Below are 16,517 nucleotides of genomic sequence, written 5' to 3' on the forward strand. Positions count from 1 at the left end.
CAAAGCGAGTTTGAGGTCTCCTTTCGTGGATGTGTTGCGCGATCGCTAAACTCAAGGGTACACCCTGCATGAGTTTGGCTGGTTTTGACCCAGGTAGCAATCCGATGAGTTCAGTTGGGGGTTGAAGGTTTGAAGGTTGAACGGTTGAAGGTTCCAGGTTGGCAAGCCAGTCTGAACTTTCAACCTGTAACCGGTTAACCTGCAACCCTACATCTGCCATTAAATCTCCTACAACAGAAAGCTTATCAGCATATTTTTGGGGAGTTTTGCTGATAATCTGTGGGGTCATCACACCAAAGCGATCAATCCAACTCAGCCAACGTGCATCCCACTCGGCATAAACAACCGTGCGATAACCCAAGCGCTTGCCAATGACAACAGGGAAAAATTGGTCGCCACCCAAGAAGACAACCACACCTTTGTCACGCCAGTCCCAGTTTTCTGGTGTCTTTCCCCACAGCAAGAAGGGAAAGAAATGTTCTGCACCCTGAACTCGGTCTACTTCAGGATAAGATTGTGCGATCGCAGCTTCTTTACCCGTACCATTGGGACAAGGCGACAGGACTACCGAGATGCGGAAGAGCGATCGGTCATCTCCTAACTGTTGCCGCAACGCTTGCACTACAGGACGCACCCAGGTTGTAACCTCTCCTGGGCCATTGGAGAGAATTAAAATGTCTGCCGCTTGCATTGTGTTATCGTTCCGTGCGATCGCTCTACTTGTCATTATTTCTAAAAGCCATACTAGAGGAAGCGGTATGGAAACGTTGCAGCAAACAGATGTTAAACGTAAAGCGTCAGTTTAAACAACTTAAACAAAGAGTGCTGGCTTTTATTACCCCATCCCCAGAGCCTGACTTAGCCCAATTAGCCGCACAAGAGCGTAGGAGTGAGGCTTTAACAAAGTTTGCACAAGCGGCTTTTACAATTTTGATTGGCATCTGGCTTGCGCCTCTCTTCCAAAAAGAGGCCAACTTAGTCATGGTGGCGGCTGTAGTTTGTTCGGTACCTTTTGTTATACAGGGCTTCAAACTCTGGTTTTCGTCGAATTCAGTCGCAAAGAGTAATAAATCCGACAAATCATCTAATCCAGCGCCTCAGAACCCTAAAAAAAAGAAATTGCCCACTCTAGCACGTCAAGACACAAAAACACAAAAGTCTCCGCCTCCAATCCCCAAGAGTACTCCAGCAGCAGCGCCTGCCACAACCAGCTTCAGAGATTTGCAGCAACAGGGATGGAAAATTACCTGTAATCTGCCGATTCCTAACCTAGGGAATGTGGATGTGTTTTTGCAATCCCCTAATAAAAATTCTTTTATTGTTAATGTTCAGTCTTATCAGGGCGAAGTGTTTTTCGATGAGGGTATATTGAAGCGCCGCAATTGGAGTCAAGTTTCCGACTTTGACCAAGACTTACTTCAGCTATGTATAGACCAAGCCTTGGCTGTTAAACAAATGAAGCGATTACGCTCCGTCACACCTATCCTCTGTTTCTCGGAAGCGACATTAAGCATCGAGACGGTTAATAACAAAGCACGAGACGTATATGTTGTCAAGCAGGATTCTTTGGTAAGGAAGCTTGTAAGGCTAGCCAAAGACTAGCGCAATAACTGGAACTGGAAGAAAAACACCCAGGCAGATAGCTGTCAGGTTAAGGAACTGCCTAAGGATATCTCAGTCTAAGGATTTATTAGAGCGTCTCATACCCAAGAAAAAATTTGTCGAGAGAAGGCAAAGCGCTCTCCTGACTCTCTTGTCTGCTTCTCAATCCCTCCAATTTATGATACTGTTGGTCAATTAATGAGGGGTCAAACCCCCCGCCTAAATCGAGCCTATGGGCGTTAGCTGTCTGCGCAGCGCTCCGCTTCACTAGTGCCGTAGGCGATCGCATAGCCGTAGCAAGTTACATTAGCGTAGCTGGCTTGTTAGCGCGAAGGTCAGATTGACACTAGCGGAGCGGTTAGGCACTGCATTTGCTCGAAAAGTTGAGCTTATCGTCACTTTCATAGGGCAAAGACTTCGCCCTAGAAGTGAAGGATGAAACTCCCCATGAATTCGCCCACAGTATCTCAGAGTATCCTTGATTTGTGAAGCCGCCTTTCACCTCTAACTTCTAACCTCTGAAATAGGGCGTTGGGTATAAAAAAGGTATCCTTATGATCCCTAAACTTAAGTCAGCACTAGGCTGTAACATTAACAAATGTTAAAAATTTTTCTGGTTTTTGGCAACCTGAAGACTCGTACTAAACCATAATGGTTATCTAAAGACTTCAAATCTAAGATAAGGGAACAGTGTATTCAGGGTGTGTCAGGAAGTTGTCACACTTCTCCTGCCTACCACAACTAGAAACAGAACCAAAGTTATGAAAAAAGTATTTTTTTTACTGGGTGAACTAGTTGACGAGGACATCGATTGGATGGTCTCAACGGGTCGCCGAGAGGAAGTTCCTGCGGGGACAGTCCTCATCCAAGAAGGCCGATCTATCGATACACTCCTCATTCTCCTAGAAGGAACCTTGTCTGTATCTGTCGCGGCCTTAGAAGGCAAGACGATCGCTCGCTTAACCAGTGGCGCGGTTGTAGGTGAGATGTCTTTCGCGGATGCCCGTCCGCCTTCGGCTACCGTTCAGGCGGTAGAAAACTCCTTGATTTTATCGATTCCCAGAGCGCATTTATTGGCAAAACTGAGAGAAGATGAAGGGTTTGCGTCGCGTTTTTATCGAGCGCTCGCGATTTTCTTATCCACCCGACTGCGGGGCACGGTCAGATACCTAGGTTATGCAAAAGGTCAGTTAGCGCAAGAAGATAACACCTCAGATGACCTGTCTCCTGAAATGCTCGATAACGTTCCTCTCGCCAAAGCTCGATTTGATTGGCTGCTCCGGCGATTGAGAAATACTGATTACGCCGCTCTGCCAGAATGAATCAAAAAGCTAAAAAAGCTTCGAGTTTTCAATCCCTCAATCTTCCCTCTCTAGGGCTGTGAATAGGACAGTAACCTGACTCCTAAACTAGCGCCGCTCATCACACTTGCGCCTAGTTGCGGTTTTTCAAAGCGTGGGTAATCTGTGCAGTTCCCAATACCACTTCACAGCGGTAAGCTGTAAAAACTTATATTAAGCACTGCCAGCTTATGACTTGTGAATGAGTTTCTCTTGAGCTATTGAAGTTACCACACTACTATTGATGTCATCGCTGACACCAAGTTGATCTTTGCTGCGATATTCAGCTCAAAGTTGTGGATTAGCTAATGCTTGCATACCACATTTATATTTTTATGTCAATAAAAATAGGGGTGTAGACCTGAACGATAGATAGCTACTATTGCTTCAAGGACGGATTCCACACCACTGGAAAGGTTAATTGTTAAAAATACTGCCTCCGAGCAGTAAAAGAGGCAGGAATTAATTAATCGGCTTGTCTTAAACCTGACTGACTACAAATTTGGTTTTTATAGGCCAGGACTATCTTTCTTTTCTACCTTCGGTACAATATCAGGACGATCTTTGCCTTCCCAACCTGGAGGGCGCTTAGAGTTGTACCAGGCAATGGAGCCAATGCTTACAGCCGCAATAAAACCCACAACGTACACAAGAGTAAAAGAAACTGGAAAATGAGGCGCAGCCTCTACTCCTACTCCCATTAATAAATGCATAGTTTGTAAACTCCTTATGGTATTTCGGTTATCCTACCAAAACCTGAAGAAGCTTCTCTCATTCCTGAGTGAGATCTACCTGAACGAAAAATAGGGGGAGAGTAGAACAGCGGTAGGCTAATTCAACTCTCCTTAGGATAATCAAGAAACCTTCCCGGCTTTAGCCGTTGCCTCTCAAAAATCAGCTTATTGCTCAGCAGCGGGAGCTGGGGGCTCTGGGGGAGGTGCTGGCGCAGCAGGAGCTGTCTCCCGTGAGGGTTCTGATGCTTTTCGAGAAGCCGGAGGGGCTGGAGGTTCTGCTGGTGCAGATTCATACCTGCCTTGCCTTCTGGACACTGGCGCGTCTGATGAGCTGGATTCCTCACTCCTCCGGGAAGCTCGCCGCCTTCTTGAGGATGACTGTCTGGGAGTCGAGTTGCTGGAATCTGTGGAACTGGACTCTGAGCGTCTGGAACTTGAGCGTCTGGAACTTGAGCGCCTAGAACCTGTATCGCTGGAACTTGAGTTACTGGAACTCGTGTCTTCGACAGAGGTACGGCGGCGACGGGAACGCCTTCTAGGTTCCGATTGACTATCACTGCCGCTTCGAGATTCCGATTGACTATCCTCAGATCTGCGCCGCCGTCGCTGTCGCCTCGAAGAACTGTTGTCTGAAGAGGTATCCTCAGAGGAAGCAGAGCGAGAATTATCGCTAGAACTTGAGTCTGTTCTATAGCGCCTTCTAGAGGTACGTTCAGAGGTGTTGTCTGAATTACTTTCCGAACTGCTATCCGAATCGGAATCAGGAATTGCTTTGGTTAAAGTCCGTTTTGGTCGAATCGGCTGAGCTTTAATAGTAGGCTTGCGGCCTTCTATTTGTGTTGGACGGTCAGGAAATTTCTCAACCTCCATCTTCTTGACCACCTTTTCCATGAACTCATGCCAGGTATAGGCGGCTGTGCTACTCGCTCCAGAGGTGGGTTTGTTGTCATCATTACCGAGCCAGACCCCTGCTACCATTTGGGGAATGTAGCCAATAAACCAGAGGTCACGAGCCTCGTCAGAGGTGCCTGTCTTGCCAGCCACAGGGCGATCATCGAGCTGAGCCGAACGGCCTGTCCCATCGTTGACGACTCCTCGCAGCATCCAAGTCATGATCGCAGAGGTTTCTTGGTCGATCGCCCGCTCACCCTGAAATTTCTCCTCGTAAATCACCTTACCGTGCTGATCGAGAATGCGGTGAATGGCGTGAGATTTTGTGTGAATCCCTTGGGTTGCTAGAGTACCATAGGCACTGGTGAGCTCTAGTAGATTCACCTCAGAAGCACCTAAAGCTAGGGAGTAGGTCGGGTGGAGTGTTGACTCAATCCCCATTTTTTTAGCCACTTCAATTGTGGGCTCCCATCCGACATCAATTAATGTCTTCAAGGCAACCACATTGATCGAGTGGGTTAGCGCATCTCGGATATTAACCCAACCCCGGAATTTATCACCATAGTTTTTTGGGGTATAGCCATCGACGGTATAAGGAGCATCCAGGTAGCCACGATTGGGAGAGATCCCAGCGGCGACAGCTGTGGCATAAACAAAGGTTTTGAAGGTAGAACCGGGCTGACGCTTAGCCTGAGTGACGCGGTTATATTGTTCGTTATAAAAATCTTTACCCCCGCCGCCTACCATTGCTTTAATCTGTCCCGTGCGCGGGTCAATTGCAACTAAAGCCGCTTGCTTAAACTCCTCCCAGCGTCCCTCCCGTTCAACTGTCTTTTTGACAGCTTCTTCAGCCGCGTTTTGCCAGTCCACGTTTAATGTGGTTTCAATGGTCAACCCCTTCTGCGCTAAATTGCCTGGGGAAACATACTTGGGGAGTTCCTGCTGAACATAGTCGGTAAAGTACTTGGCTTTTCGCTCTAGTCGCTTGGGGTTGCTCGGTTTTGTCACCAGGGGCGTTGCGATCGCCTCATCGGCTTGCGCCTTTGTGATGAACCCATTCTCTCGCATCTTCACCAGGACAGCATCACGGCGCTCTTTGGCGAGTTTTGCGTTGACCAAGGGTGAGTAGTCATTCGGTGCAGCAGGCAATCCAGCAAGCATTGCCATTTCTGGCAGCGTCAAATCTTTTACCGGTTTGCTAAAGTAGACCCAAGCCGCATCCTCAACTCCATAAGCACCTGACCCCAAGTAGACTAAGTTTAAATACCGCTCCAGGATGGTATTTTTATCAATCGACTTCTCAATTTTTTGCGCCATCAGCATTTCTTTGAGCTTGCGCGTCACCGTGCGCTCTTGATTGAAGTAGACAATCCGAGCAAGCTGCTGAGTGATGGTGCTACCGCCTTGTACAACATCCCCCGCTTGGAGGTTAGAGAGTACGGCGCGGACAATTCCCTGGTAATCGACTCCGTGATGTTGTTCAAAGCGCTGGTCTTCTGTCGCCAAAAACGCTTGAGTCAAGGTTTTGGGGACTTCTCCAATCTTTATGGTTTCACGCGTGGCTGGCCCAATTTGCTGGAGAATCTCACCTTTTTCAGATTTGATTGTAATCGTGCCTTCTCGGACATAGGTCAAGACATCAGCCGTAGAGTTGGGAATACTCTTTTCTAGGGTCAGCCAACCGACACCCAGTGCGATCGCACCCCCTCCAACACCCAATCCTAACCAAAACCAGGGGCGACGATGTAGCTTCAATGGTCCAGTGAACGACCCTACTACAGGAGTCGAAACACGCTTGATACCGTTAAGCGTGAGCATAACTCCCTGTTGGCAGCGCCTCAACAGCATAGGCTTCGATTCTGGTTTTTCTAGCTTATCTTGTCGCTGATCATCAGGTGACGCCGACTCCGATTCGGGTTCCGTTGACGCCGCTGAATTGCTCTGACTTGATAAGTCTTTATGCTTTGGGATGAACTTTGACACTTTAACTCCTCAGTTACACCACAAGCCGCCACAACTTCTTGCTTATTTTAGGGCTTGGGATCAAGATCTGCACTAAGCAGCAAATTTCTTTTTGATGTAATGTTAGATCCCACTGCTCCCGAAGCCTCTGTCCAATTATGGAGCGAGGCTTTGCAAAAGCTTGGGTAACCCTGGTTTTTCGTCCTTAACCTCCGACCCATTTGGGTCGCTGAGCGATGTTTTCTACTAGCATTTACAGCAGACAAGCAGGCGGAGATTTATCTGGGTACATAGGATTATTCCTCCGGTAAAAGCTCTTTCCTGGCAGGCGTCCCCAAAATATTGGGATTTTGATGATACATGAATGTCGCACGCTATCGGAATAATCTCAAAAATACCATCATATTATTCTAAACAGCGAAAGAGAAGTTATATAAATGGGCACAGAATTGACCAACCTTTTGGGGTTAATCGCCGGAACACTGACAACGATCGCATTTTTGCCGCAACTCCTCAAAACCTGGAAATCCAAGTCAGCTAAAGATGTTTCTTTCGTCATGATGGCTACCTTCTGCCTCGGCGTTTTCCTATGGATCGTATATGGACTAGCTATAGGAGCTATGCCAATTATCGTGTGCAACGTAGTAACCCTGGTTTTAGCCCTAATGATTTTAATTCTTAAAATTAGATATAGGTGAAACCTTATTTTGCGAGCGATCGCACAACGCCTGTGACCTCTGCTGTATTTGCATCCGAACGCCTCCTGTTTACACCCGCTACTCCTGAAGTGGGTGCCATCCCCACAATCTTTGCCTTTCCCAATGAATACAGCGTGGGTATTACTAGCCTGGGGTATCAGGTCGTGTGGGCAACACTCGCCTCGCGCTCTGACCTACAAGTGAGCCGCTTGTTCACAGATATTCATGAACCGTTACCGAGACAGCCAGAATTATTGGGCTATTCTATATCATGGGAATTGGATTATGTCAATATCTTGAATTTACTCGAATTTTTAGAGATTCCCCTCAAGTCTGTTGATCGTAGCGATCGCCATCCCCTCGTCTTTGGGGGTGGTCCAGTGCTGACAGCCAACCCAGAACCCTTTGCCGACTTCTTTGATCTAATTTTGCTAGGAGATGGGGAAATCCTGCTGGGTGATTTTGTAGACGCTTACAAAGAAGTCCGCACCGCTGACCGAGATACTCAACTGCGGCGTCTAGCCCAGGTGCCGGGGGTATATGTTCCCAGCTTGTACGAGGTAACGTACCACCACTTGACGGGCGCAATTGAGTCAATTCATCCAGTAGATGCCCAAATTCCGCCTCAGGTACACAAGCAGACTTACCGGGGTAATACCCTATCTGCCTCAACCGTCGTCACGGAAAAAGCGGCTTGGGAAAACATTTATATGGTGGAAGTGGTACGCAGTTGTCCAGAAATGTGCCGCTTCTGTTTGGCGAGTTATCTAACATTACCGTTTCGGACGGCTAGTTTGGCAGATTCGCTCATCCCTGGAATTGGGCGGGGGTTAGAGGTAACGAACCGAATTGGCTTGTTGGGGGCATCGGTAACCCAGCATCCAGAGTTTGAAAAATTACTGGATTTCTTGAGTCAGCCTCAGTATGAGGATGTGCGGCTAAGTATTGCCTCGGTACGGACAAATACGGTAACGCCCAAGCTAGCAGAGACTCTCTGCCAACGAGGGACTAATTCCATTACCATCGCGGTGGAAAGCGGTTCAGAACGGTTGCGGCAGATTATTAATAAGAAGCTGAACAATGAAGAGATTATTCAGGCCGCGATTAATGCCAAAGCTGGAGGCTTAAAGAGTCTCAAACTCTACGGGATGGTGGGTATTCCGGGTGAGGAGATGTCAGACGTTGAGCAGACGGTGGCGATGATGAAAGATATGAAGAAAGCAGCACCGGGCTTACGTTTGACATTCGGTTGTAGTACCTTCGTGCCCAAAGCGCATACCCCGTTTCAGTGGTTTGGGGTGAATGCTCAGGCCGAAAAGCGGCTGAAGTTCTTGCAGAAACACCTGAAACCGCAAGGGATAGATTTTCGACCGGAAAGCTATAACTGGTCAGTGATTCAAGCCTTGATATCAAGAGGCGATCGCCGTTTATCTCCTCTTTTAGAATTAACACGGCACTACGGTGATTCTCTCGGCAGTTATCGCCGTGCCTTCAAAGAACTGAAAGGACAACTGCCAGAACTGGATTTCTACGTCCATGCTGATTGGTCAACTGACCAAGTGTTGCCTTGGAGTCATTTGCAAGGGTCACTTCCCCAAGCCACCTTACTCAAGCATCTGGACACCGCCACATCTAACTTCGCACCACCTCAGGCTGTTACCCTTCGATGATAAAATTTCACCTTTGAATTGTCATGACTCAGAGTATCAACCCTAATGCGCTACTACCTCCTCCGTTCCCTGACCACACTCAACTACCGGAGTCGGATGGAACTTTTGTGAAAAACTTCCAGGAGCATCCTCAAAGCCTGATTCTGACCGACTCGATTGGACCAATTTTTCAGCAGCTACATCCCGATGGACAATATGCCATTGGGCAAGATTGCGGCATCTATTGGCGAGAGACTGACCCGCCTGAAAAAGGCGCAGAGGCTCCCGATTGGTTTTATGTGCCTAATGTGCCACCCAAACTCGATGGTCAGATTCGTCGTTCCTATGTACTATGGCGGGAATTTATTTCACCTTTGATTGCGTTGGAGTTTGCTAGTGGCAATGGCGACGAAGAACGCGACCAAACTCCTTTATCTCGTTCCACTTCAGGGGAGGTAACCAAGCCAGGAAAGTTTTGGGTGTATGAGCGTATCATCGCGATTCCCTATTACGGTATTTACGAAATCAACACTGGCAAGCTAGAGGTCTACAGGCTGGTGGATGGACTTTATCAGCAGTTAATGCCTAATGGACGAGGGCGATATCCGATTCCTCGCTTGGGTGTGGAATTGGGGGTGTGGCAAGGAAGCTATCAAAATCAGACCCAACTGTGGCTAAGGTGGTGGGATGAGCATGGTAATCTCTTGCTGATTGGTGATGAACGCGCTGAACAAGAGCGACAACGAGCTGAACAAGAGCGACAACGCGCTCAGAGTGTACAGCAGGCGCAAACAGATGCAATACCCCGATTATTAGCAATGGGTTTAAGTGTGGGGCAGGTGGCAGAAGCATTGAGTTTGTCTGTGGAGGTAGTCAGGGAGGTGCAGACAAGAGGATAGCGTGCGATCGCTCTGTCCTGATTGTACTTTTAGCTACAAAGAAAAATGCTCCTCTATTCCCCTCATATTTTCTCTTTAGGCGGAAGTTGCCCTTTCAAGGCAACTTCCGTTTAGGCGTGGCAATGTAAAAAGACGCAGATTAGCATCCGTTGCTTATTTCAGATAAATTTTGCTAGTAAACTACCCCTATGGCGTGTTTTCAAACTCTAAATTTACCTGTGTCTTGCGAAGAAGATCCCCCCCAGCCCCCCTTAAAAAGGGGGGAGAATCAACTCAAAGTCCCCCTTTTTAAGGGGGATTTAGGGGGATCTCCGGGTTTGAAGACACGCCCTAGTGGCGTTCAGTTAAAATTTATATATACACCTATAAATCAAGCGGAATACCGTATTTTATGGTTTCATGAAGGTAGTCTTGCGTTTCTAGGTTGGTGTAAAAAACTCTTAGCTAAGGTATAAATATTCACTGTGGCAACATACACCGCTGTTTGTAAGAGGCCAACAACCTTCAGCACAAGCCATTGGCGTGAACGGCATAGCCAGACGAATTGATCGTGGAAACGGAGGATGATTGCACAATGAATACTTCGCAGCCAACGAATGACAGGTTTTCCCATATTCCCATCATCGACATCCGCTCGCTGGTTGCAGAAACAGGCGATTCTCCTATCACAACGCGGCAGGATCGCGATGCGGTTGCCGCACAAATTGGCCAAGCGTGCCGCAAGACTGGATTCTTCTATATCGTTGGGCATGGCGTAGATGAAAGATTGCAGCAGCGGTTGGAACAACTCAGCCGACAGTTCTTTGCTCAAAATCTGGAAACCAAGCTGGAGATTGGTATGGAGCGGGGTGGTAGAGCTTGGCGGGGGTACTTCCCGGTTGGGGGCGAACTAACTTCTGGCAAGCCTGACTTGAAAGAGGGGATTTACTTCGGCGCGGAGTTGAACGAGAAACACCCATTAGTACAGGCAGGTGTTCCGATGCACGGTTCAAACTTGTTTCCGCCCAACATTCCAGAATTTCGCGAAACAGTGCTGCATTACTTGGCAGCGATGACCCAACTGGGACACGCGCTCATGACTGGGATTGCCCTTAGCCTCGGATTAGAGGAGTCTTACTTTTGCGATCGCTACACAGCTCACCCGTTAATCCTATTCCGGATTTTCAACTATCCCTGTACTTCTGTTCCAAACAATGGTGAGCAACAATGGGGTGTTGGCGAACACACCGACTACGGACTTCTCACCATCCTCAAGCAGGACGATTCTGGGGGATTGCAAGTAAAGTCGAACTTAGGCTGGATTGATGCACCTCCAGTTCCCGGTTCGTTTGTGTGTAACATCGGGGATATGTTAGATCGCCTGACAGGAGGCTGGTACCGTTCCACCCCCCATCGTGTGAGAAACTTGTCGCAGAGCGATCGCCTGTCATTTCCCTTCTTCTTCGATCCCAACTTCAAGGCACAAGTGCGAGCGATCGAACTGGATTGGGTAAAGGGGATTCATGACGACAAGAGCGAACGTTGGGATCGGGCAAGCGTACACGAGTTTCGCGGCACCTATGGCGATTACGTGTTGAGCAAGGTGTCAAAAGTATTCCCACAATTGCGCCAAGCGGTGCTGTAAAGCGTCAGATGTAGACATTGTTCACAAACAGTGAAGCTCTTCCGGAATAACTTTCACGGGTGCGAGATATGTCAAGTCGGCTTCGACATTGATAGGCTGAGAATAGCCCTCAATGGCTTTTTACAAGGAGAGTAAGACTTGAAGTATCAGAATTCACAGAATTGGCAAGTTTTATTAGGGGGGATTGTAGCCGCAGCCCTGATTCTCCTCAGCTTTAGTTCGTTTGTCATCATCAACCCTGGACAAGCTGGAGTCTTGAGCATCTTGGGGAAAGCTAGAGATGGAGCATTACTCGAAGGGGTTCACTTCAAACCTCCCCTGATTTCAGCCGTAGATATCTATGACGTGACGGTGCAAAAGTTTGAAGTTCCGGCGCAAAGTTCAACTAAAGACCTTCAGGATTTATCCGCTAGCTTTGCCATCAACTTCCGCCTCGATCCAACCCAGGTGGTTGAGGTGAGAAGGAAACAAGGAACGTTACAGAATATCGTGTCGAAAATTATTGCACCCCAGACTCAGGAATCTTTCAAAATCGCAGCGGCGAGAAGAACCGTTGAAGAAGCGATTACCAAACGGGATGAACTAAAGCGAGACTTTGATATGGCTTTAGGTGAACGCTTAGACAAGTACGGAATCATCATACTGGATACAAGCGTTGTTGACCTCGCGTTCTCCCCAGAGTTCTCCAAGGCAGTTGAAGAAAAACAAATCGCTGAGCAACGAGCGCAAAGAGCTGTCTATGTAGCTCAGGAAGCTGAACAAGAAGCACAGGCGGACATCAATCGCGCCAAAGGTAGAGCGGAAGCCCAGAGATTGTTAGCTGAAACCTTGAGAGCGCAAGGAGGCCAACTCGTCCTTCAGAAAGAAGCGATTGAAGCTTGGAGGCAGGGGGGTGCTCAGATGCCAAAAGTTCTGGTTATGGGTAGCGACTCTAAGAGCAGTGTCCCATTCCTGTTCAATGTAGGTAATATTCAAGAGGAACCTACTCATCAGTAGAAAGCATGTTTGTAGTGAGCGCTTGTACGCCCAGTTTCAGAGGACTAAAGTTGTCACTACGAACAGCGAGCATGTCACCTTTGTCCGCCCTCACCCTAAATCCCTCTCCCACGGGAGAGGGACTTTGAATCTTGCTCCCCTTCTCCCTTTGGGAGAAGGGGCTGGGGGATGTTAGCCTAGCGGCACGCAGTGCGGGCGTTCACTTGCTCTCTCTGACATACTCCCCTACAAACCTCTCGCACAGTGTGGTTTTCTTCGCAGACTTGATATTACCAGCTTCAGACAACACAGCCTACTGGAAAGAGCAAGCGATCGCAAGTTCAGCGTGTTGTAGTAGAGTATCTTGGTCAAGAGCATGAACTGAATACTGAGGCGTTACATTGAGAAGTTTCTCAATACGCGCTTGAGCGGCTTCGACTACAGATTCATTAAAGCTACCATTGCTCAGAGAATTGGCAAAATCTTGCGCGATCGCATAGGTATGTTCAATGGATGAGGAAGGCAGGTTGCGGGATACAATGAACAGATCGCAGCCAGCCTTAAATGTCTGTGCTACAGTACCACTTTGCGTAAACCGATCTGATACAGCCTTCATATCCAGGTCATCCGATACCACTACCCCCTCAAAGCCAAGCTCCTCCCGTAGTAGGGTGTGTAAAATGCGTTGTGAGAGCGTTGCTGGCACATCCGGATCGATTTTGGGAAACAGGATGTGTGCCGTCATAATTAACGGAATCTGCTCGTCGATGAGTGCTTTGAAGGGGATGAGTTCGCGCGATCGCAGTTCTTCTAAACTTAAATTGAGAATCGGCAACTCGATGTGAGAGTCCTTGCTCGTGTCTCCATGTCCAGGGAAATGCTTGGCACACCCCAGAATTCCTGATTCCTTGAGTCCGAGATAGTAGTCAAGGGCACCTTGTGCAGCCGTTTGCTCTGTTATGCCAAAGGCACGAGGTCCAATGATGGGGTTGAGAGGATTGGAAAAAATATCGGCTACAGGAGACCAAGATACATTAATTCCTAGTGATTTGAGTTCTAAGGCGGTTGCCTGTGCTACCTTACGAGCTAATTCTCCCAACAGGAAGGCATGAGGGAATCGGGTTATTGGCAGAGGTGCGCGAATCACAGAACCTCCCTCATGATCTAAGGTCATGAACATGGAGTTGCGATCGGTGTATTCTCTTATCTGGGTACTCAGTTCCTTGAAACTTTGCAACCAAACTTCATAGGGTGCCCCAACTTGAAAATTCTTCCCATAAAATATCACCCCAACCGGTTTTAACTCACTAAGTACACGCTTATCGTCATCACTTAAGGTAGTACCAGACAGGCCAAGAATAAGGTGATGTCCAAAGCGCTGAAGTTCTTGGGATACGGGCATAAAGCTTGAAGAATAATTTCTATGGAATGGAGAACGGCTAAGAGAGTATAAAACCTTATTGGTAAACTTTCTGAGGCTGCATTTGCTCCCCGTACTGGCGATACCAGGTTTGAAGGGCTAACTGATGTATCTCTCGCCATGAGCAATGATTTAATCGGGCGACCCGTGCACAGTCTTCATATTCAGGTTGCACGTTGGTAATCCTCTTTTGAGAAAAGCCATTACTCCAAGCAACTTTCACACGAATCTCTCCATATTCAGTCTGAACTTTCTGGATTTCTCTAGGCAAAATTGCTCGTTGCTGGGTCAGGCGTCGGACTCCCAATGTCGTGGTTTCGCGGAATAAAACCGCCTCACAAGCCTCGATATCTTGAGGATGGCAGATGACCGTCAGCAAAATTCCAGGTCGGGATTTCTTCATGCCAATAGCTTGAGTGAAAACATCCACAGCACCTGCCTCAAATAGAGTTTCAAAGAGATAACCAATGGCTTGAGGGCTTAGGTCATCAATTTGAGTTTCCAACACCGAGATTGATTCTAAGTTAGAAGGTTGTTCGCCGAAGGCGTTCCCGAAGGGTAGGTTTGTTGGGGTTGAAGGTTGAAGGTTAGAAGGTTGCAGGTTTGTTTGGGTTGAAGGTTGCAGGTTAGAAGGTTGAAGGTTGGGTTGGGTTGAAGGTTGAAGGTTGGGTTGGGTTGAAGGTTGCAGGTTAGAAGGTTGAAGGTTGGATTGGGTTAAACCTTCAACCTTCAACTTTCCAATGTTTATCTGTTGATTGGAACCTTCAACCTTCAACTTTCCAACCTTCAACTCTTGTGATGATTCCCCAATCCACAGTCGCAGAATATTGGGAATCGGTAACTGGAGGGAACCCGCACCAAGACCAACTCGTTGGATGGTCATTGGAGGTGGGGAACCAAAGCCACTGGCGAGGGTAACGGTAAGGGCGGCTCCCGTTGGCGTTACCAATTCGCGATCAATACCATTACTGTAAACTGGCACCTGACCGGATTCCCACAACTTCAGCACCGCTGGTACTGGCACGGGTAAGCAACCATGAGCGGCTCTGACTGTGCCTCCTCCAGTGGGGAGAGCCGAACAATAGAGTTGGTCAATTCCTAGCCAATCTAACCCCAAGCAGGTACCCACAATGTCTACAATGGCATCAGTGGCTCCTACTTCGTGGAAGTGAACTTGTTCAGGTGCAATGCCATGTACCGCGCCTTCAGCCTCTGCCAACTTGCGAAAGACGGCAAGGCTCCACTGTGAGACTCGTGGCGGTAACTCAGCCGCTGTGATCAGTTGCTCAATTTCTGGCAGGTGCCGTGTTGGGGTATGCCTGGAGGCGTAGTGAGTGTGAGTTTTGTGATGCCCTGAGTCTGAGATGAGGCTTGAGGCGTGATCATGCCCATGTTCGTGTTCGTGGTCATGTTCGTGAGGGTGCTCGTGTTCCTCATCAGGGTCGTGATGATTGTCAGCAGGCGTTAGCAAATCTACATGTACTTTTGTTGCTAACTGTCCATTGCGGTGAACGCTTTCTACTCGTAACCGATACTCCGACTCAATTCCCAGACCTTTGAGTTTTTCAGTTAAATACTCTAAAGGCACGCCTGCTGCCACAATGGCTCCTAGGCACATATCACCAGAAATTCCAGTCGGACAATCTAGGTACGCTAGCTTGCTCATAGAGTTTTGCTTATAGAGTCGTGGATTCCCTGTTTATTCATGAATCGTAACTTTTATTCATGTCTTGTAACTTTTATGATTTGACAATTGAGAGAACAAATTTTTAATGGCTACTATCTATACTGTCCATCCGGAAAATCCCCAAATACGACGAATAGAGGAAATTAAGGAGGCTCTGCAAAATGGTGCCGTGATGCTGTACCCCACTGACACCGTTTATGCAATTGGTTGCGACCTGAATGTCAAGTCAGCTGTAGAACGTGTGAGGCGTCTGAAGCAATTATCTAATGATAAGCCCCTGACGTTTCTGTGTTCCTCTCTGTCGAATATTGCTCAATATGCCTGGGTGAGTGACTCAGCTTACCGGATTATGAAAAGTCTGATTCCAGGGCCTTATACCTTTGTGCTACCTGCAACGAAGTTAGTGCCCCGATTGGTAATGAATCCCAAACGCAGAACTAGCGGCATCCGTGTCCCCGACCATCCAGTATGCCAATCGCTGCTCTTGGCGTTGGGAAATCCCATTATTTCCACATCGGCGCATCTACCGGATGAGAATGGCAAAACCCCAGCGGTTGATCTGGAACAGGCAAGATTATTCGACGAGTTCGATAGTTTAGTGGATATCATCGTAGACGATGGCAAAAAACCAGGCTTTCAAGTATCTACTATCGTAGATATGACTGAACAGGAGCCCGTAATCTTGCGGAAAGGTCTGGGATGGGAAGCGGCAACGGTTTGGGCATCGCTGGTTAGCTCATGAAGGGTGTACAGGCATTTAACTGGCGATTTTAGATTTTGGATTTTGGATTGGAAGAAACGGGTGCTGTTTCAAGCGCTTCGGTTGTTCTGGTCAGAACTGGCACGAACTAGCAAACGGGTCAATCTTTAAGTCCCGTCCACGGTTGAAAGCGGTACTCTCTTCTATCCAAAATCCAAAATTGGTCTGTCTGAGTGTACAAAAAGAGTAAGCAGCATCTTGCTTCAACGCCAGCGTCCCGTTAGTCGAAACATCGGCTACAAGAGGGAGTCAGGGGATTACGAACACGAAGAAATT

13 protein-coding genes and 1 pseudogene are annotated in these 16,517 nt (G+C 47.9%); 9 read left to right on the forward strand and 5 right to left on the reverse strand.

What is annotated here, in order from left to right; genetic code table 11:
- A pseudogene (locus V6C93_RS25985) lies at positions 1 to 691 on the reverse strand (lipid-A-disaccharide synthase); the annotation flags it as partial.
- Between V6C93_RS25985 and V6C93_RS25990 the strand changes: the two are divergent.
- The 3 genes from V6C93_RS25990 to V6C93_RS26000 all read left to right on the forward strand — a co-directional run bounded on the left by V6C93_RS25990 (position 675) and on the right by V6C93_RS26000 (position 2,924).
- Positions 675 to 806 carry a hypothetical protein gene (locus V6C93_RS25990; protein WP_333479567.1) on the forward strand — a complete coding sequence of 44 codons (132 nt, stop codon included), beginning with the start codon at positions 675 to 677 and terminating at the stop codon, positions 804 to 806. The pseudogene V6C93_RS25985 and the gene V6C93_RS25990 overlap by 17 nt on opposite strands.
- Positions 781 to 1,602, forward strand: a complete 822-nt coding sequence (locus V6C93_RS25995) for an NERD domain-containing protein (protein ID WP_333479568.1) — start codon at positions 781 to 783, stop codon at positions 1,600 to 1,602. Before V6C93_RS25990 ends, V6C93_RS25995 begins: the two co-directional genes overlap by 26 nt.
- A 761-nt stretch (positions 1,603 to 2,363) precedes the next feature.
- Positions 2,364 to 2,924, forward strand: coding sequence for a cyclic nucleotide-binding domain-containing protein (locus V6C93_RS26000; RefSeq protein ID WP_333479569.1), 561 nt, complete (start codon positions 2,364 to 2,366; stop codon positions 2,922 to 2,924).
- A 527-nt stretch (positions 2,925 to 3,451) separates the two neighbouring features.
- On the opposite strand, the gene psb35 is transcribed toward V6C93_RS26000, so the two are convergent.
- Both psb35 and V6C93_RS26010 read right to left on the reverse strand, forming a co-directional pair.
- Positions 3,452 to 3,655 carry a photosystem II assembly protein Psb35 gene (psb35, locus tag V6C93_RS26005; protein WP_333479570.1) on the reverse strand — a complete coding sequence of 68 codons (204 nt, stop codon included), beginning with the start codon at positions 3,653 to 3,655 and terminating at the stop codon, positions 3,452 to 3,454.
- Between the two features lie 186 nt (positions 3,656 to 3,841).
- On the reverse strand, positions 3,842 to 6,550 hold the full coding sequence (locus tag V6C93_RS26010) for a penicillin-binding protein 1A (protein ID WP_333479571.1): 2,709 nt from the start codon (positions 6,548 to 6,550) through the stop codon (positions 3,842 to 3,844).
- A 416-nt stretch (positions 6,551 to 6,966) separates the two neighbouring features.
- Here V6C93_RS26010 and V6C93_RS26015 point away from each other — a divergent pair, with 416 nt between their 5' ends.
- The 5 genes from V6C93_RS26015 (at position 6,967) to V6C93_RS26035 (ending at position 12,395) form a co-directional block, all read left to right on the forward strand.
- Positions 6,967 to 7,227: a SemiSWEET transporter gene (locus tag V6C93_RS26015; protein ID WP_333479572.1), complete on the forward strand. Its 261-nt coding sequence runs from the start codon at positions 6,967 to 6,969 to the stop codon at positions 7,225 to 7,227.
- A gap of 32 nt (positions 7,228 to 7,259) precedes the next feature.
- Entirely contained in the window at positions 7,260 to 8,897 is a 1,638-nt protein-coding gene (locus V6C93_RS26020; RefSeq protein ID WP_349262845.1) for a radical SAM protein, read from the forward strand.
- A 23-nt stretch (positions 8,898 to 8,920) separates the two neighbouring features.
- Positions 8,921 to 9,775, forward strand: coding sequence for a Uma2 family endonuclease (locus tag V6C93_RS26025; RefSeq protein WP_333479574.1), 855 nt, complete (start codon positions 8,921 to 8,923; stop codon positions 9,773 to 9,775).
- Between the two features lie 574 nt (positions 9,776 to 10,349).
- Positions 10,350 to 11,399: an isopenicillin N synthase family dioxygenase gene (locus V6C93_RS26030; RefSeq protein WP_333479575.1), complete on the forward strand. Its 1,050-nt coding sequence runs from the start codon at positions 10,350 to 10,352 to the stop codon at positions 11,397 to 11,399.
- 138 nt (positions 11,400 to 11,537) lie between these two features.
- Positions 11,538 to 12,395, forward strand: coding sequence for a prohibitin family protein (locus V6C93_RS26035; RefSeq protein WP_333479576.1), 858 nt, complete (start codon positions 11,538 to 11,540; stop codon positions 12,393 to 12,395).
- Between the two features lie 292 nt (positions 12,396 to 12,687).
- On the opposite strand, the gene V6C93_RS26040 is transcribed toward V6C93_RS26035, so the two are convergent.
- Both V6C93_RS26040 and larC read right to left on the reverse strand, forming a co-directional pair.
- Positions 12,688 to 13,776, reverse strand: a complete 1,089-nt coding sequence (locus V6C93_RS26040; protein WP_333479577.1) for a glycoside hydrolase family 3 protein — start codon at positions 13,774 to 13,776, stop codon at positions 12,688 to 12,690.
- Positions 13,777 to 13,831: 55 nt separating this feature from the next.
- Entirely contained in the window at positions 13,832 to 15,460 is a 1,629-nt protein-coding gene (larC, locus tag V6C93_RS26045) for a nickel pincer cofactor biosynthesis protein LarC (RefSeq protein WP_333479578.1), read from the reverse strand.
- 106 nt (positions 15,461 to 15,566) lie between these two features.
- Here larC and V6C93_RS26050 point away from each other — a divergent pair, with 106 nt between their 5' ends.
- Complete coding sequence (locus tag V6C93_RS26050; RefSeq protein WP_333479579.1) at positions 15,567 to 16,223, forward strand: L-threonylcarbamoyladenylate synthase; 657 nt, start codon at positions 15,567 to 15,569, stop codon at positions 16,221 to 16,223.
- Positions 16,224 to 16,517 lie beyond the last annotated feature (294 nt).

It is taken from the genome of Allocoleopsis sp. (genome assembly GCF_036703385.1).
Classification (GTDB): Bacteria; Cyanobacteriota; Cyanobacteriia; order Cyanobacteriales; family Coleofasciculaceae; genus Allocoleopsis.

Excerpts from the sequence above, each read along its gene's own strand:
- V6C93_RS25990 (WP_333479567.1), top strand. The coding sequence starts at position 675 with ATGTCTGCCGCTTGCATTGTGTTATCGTTCCGTGCGATCGCTCTACTT.
- V6C93_RS25995 (WP_333479568.1), top strand. The coding sequence starts at position 781 with ATGTTAAACGTAAAGCGTCAGTTTAAACAACTTAAACAAAGAGTGCTG.
- V6C93_RS26000 (WP_333479569.1), top strand. The coding sequence starts at position 2,364 with ATGAAAAAAGTATTTTTTTTACTGGGTGAACTAGTTGACGAGGACATC.
- psb35 (WP_333479570.1), bottom strand. The coding sequence starts at position 3,655 with ATGCATTTATTAATGGGAGTAGGAGTAGAGGCTGCGCCTCATTTTCCA.
- V6C93_RS26015 (WP_333479572.1), top strand. The coding sequence starts at position 6,967 with ATGGGCACAGAATTGACCAACCTTTTGGGGTTAATCGCCGGAACACTG.
- V6C93_RS26025 (WP_333479574.1), top strand. The coding sequence starts at position 8,921 with ATGACTCAGAGTATCAACCCTAATGCGCTACTACCTCCTCCGTTCCCT.
- V6C93_RS26030 (WP_333479575.1), top strand. The coding sequence starts at position 10,350 with ATGAATACTTCGCAGCCAACGAATGACAGGTTTTCCCATATTCCCATC.
- V6C93_RS26040 (WP_333479577.1), bottom strand. The coding sequence starts at position 13,776 with ATGCCCGTATCCCAAGAACTTCAGCGCTTTGGACATCACCTTATTCTT.
- larC (WP_333479578.1), bottom strand. The coding sequence starts at position 15,460 with ATGAGCAAGCTAGCGTACCTAGATTGTCCGACTGGAATTTCTGGTGAT.
- V6C93_RS26050 (WP_333479579.1), top strand. The coding sequence starts at position 15,567 with ATGGCTACTATCTATACTGTCCATCCGGAAAATCCCCAAATACGACGA.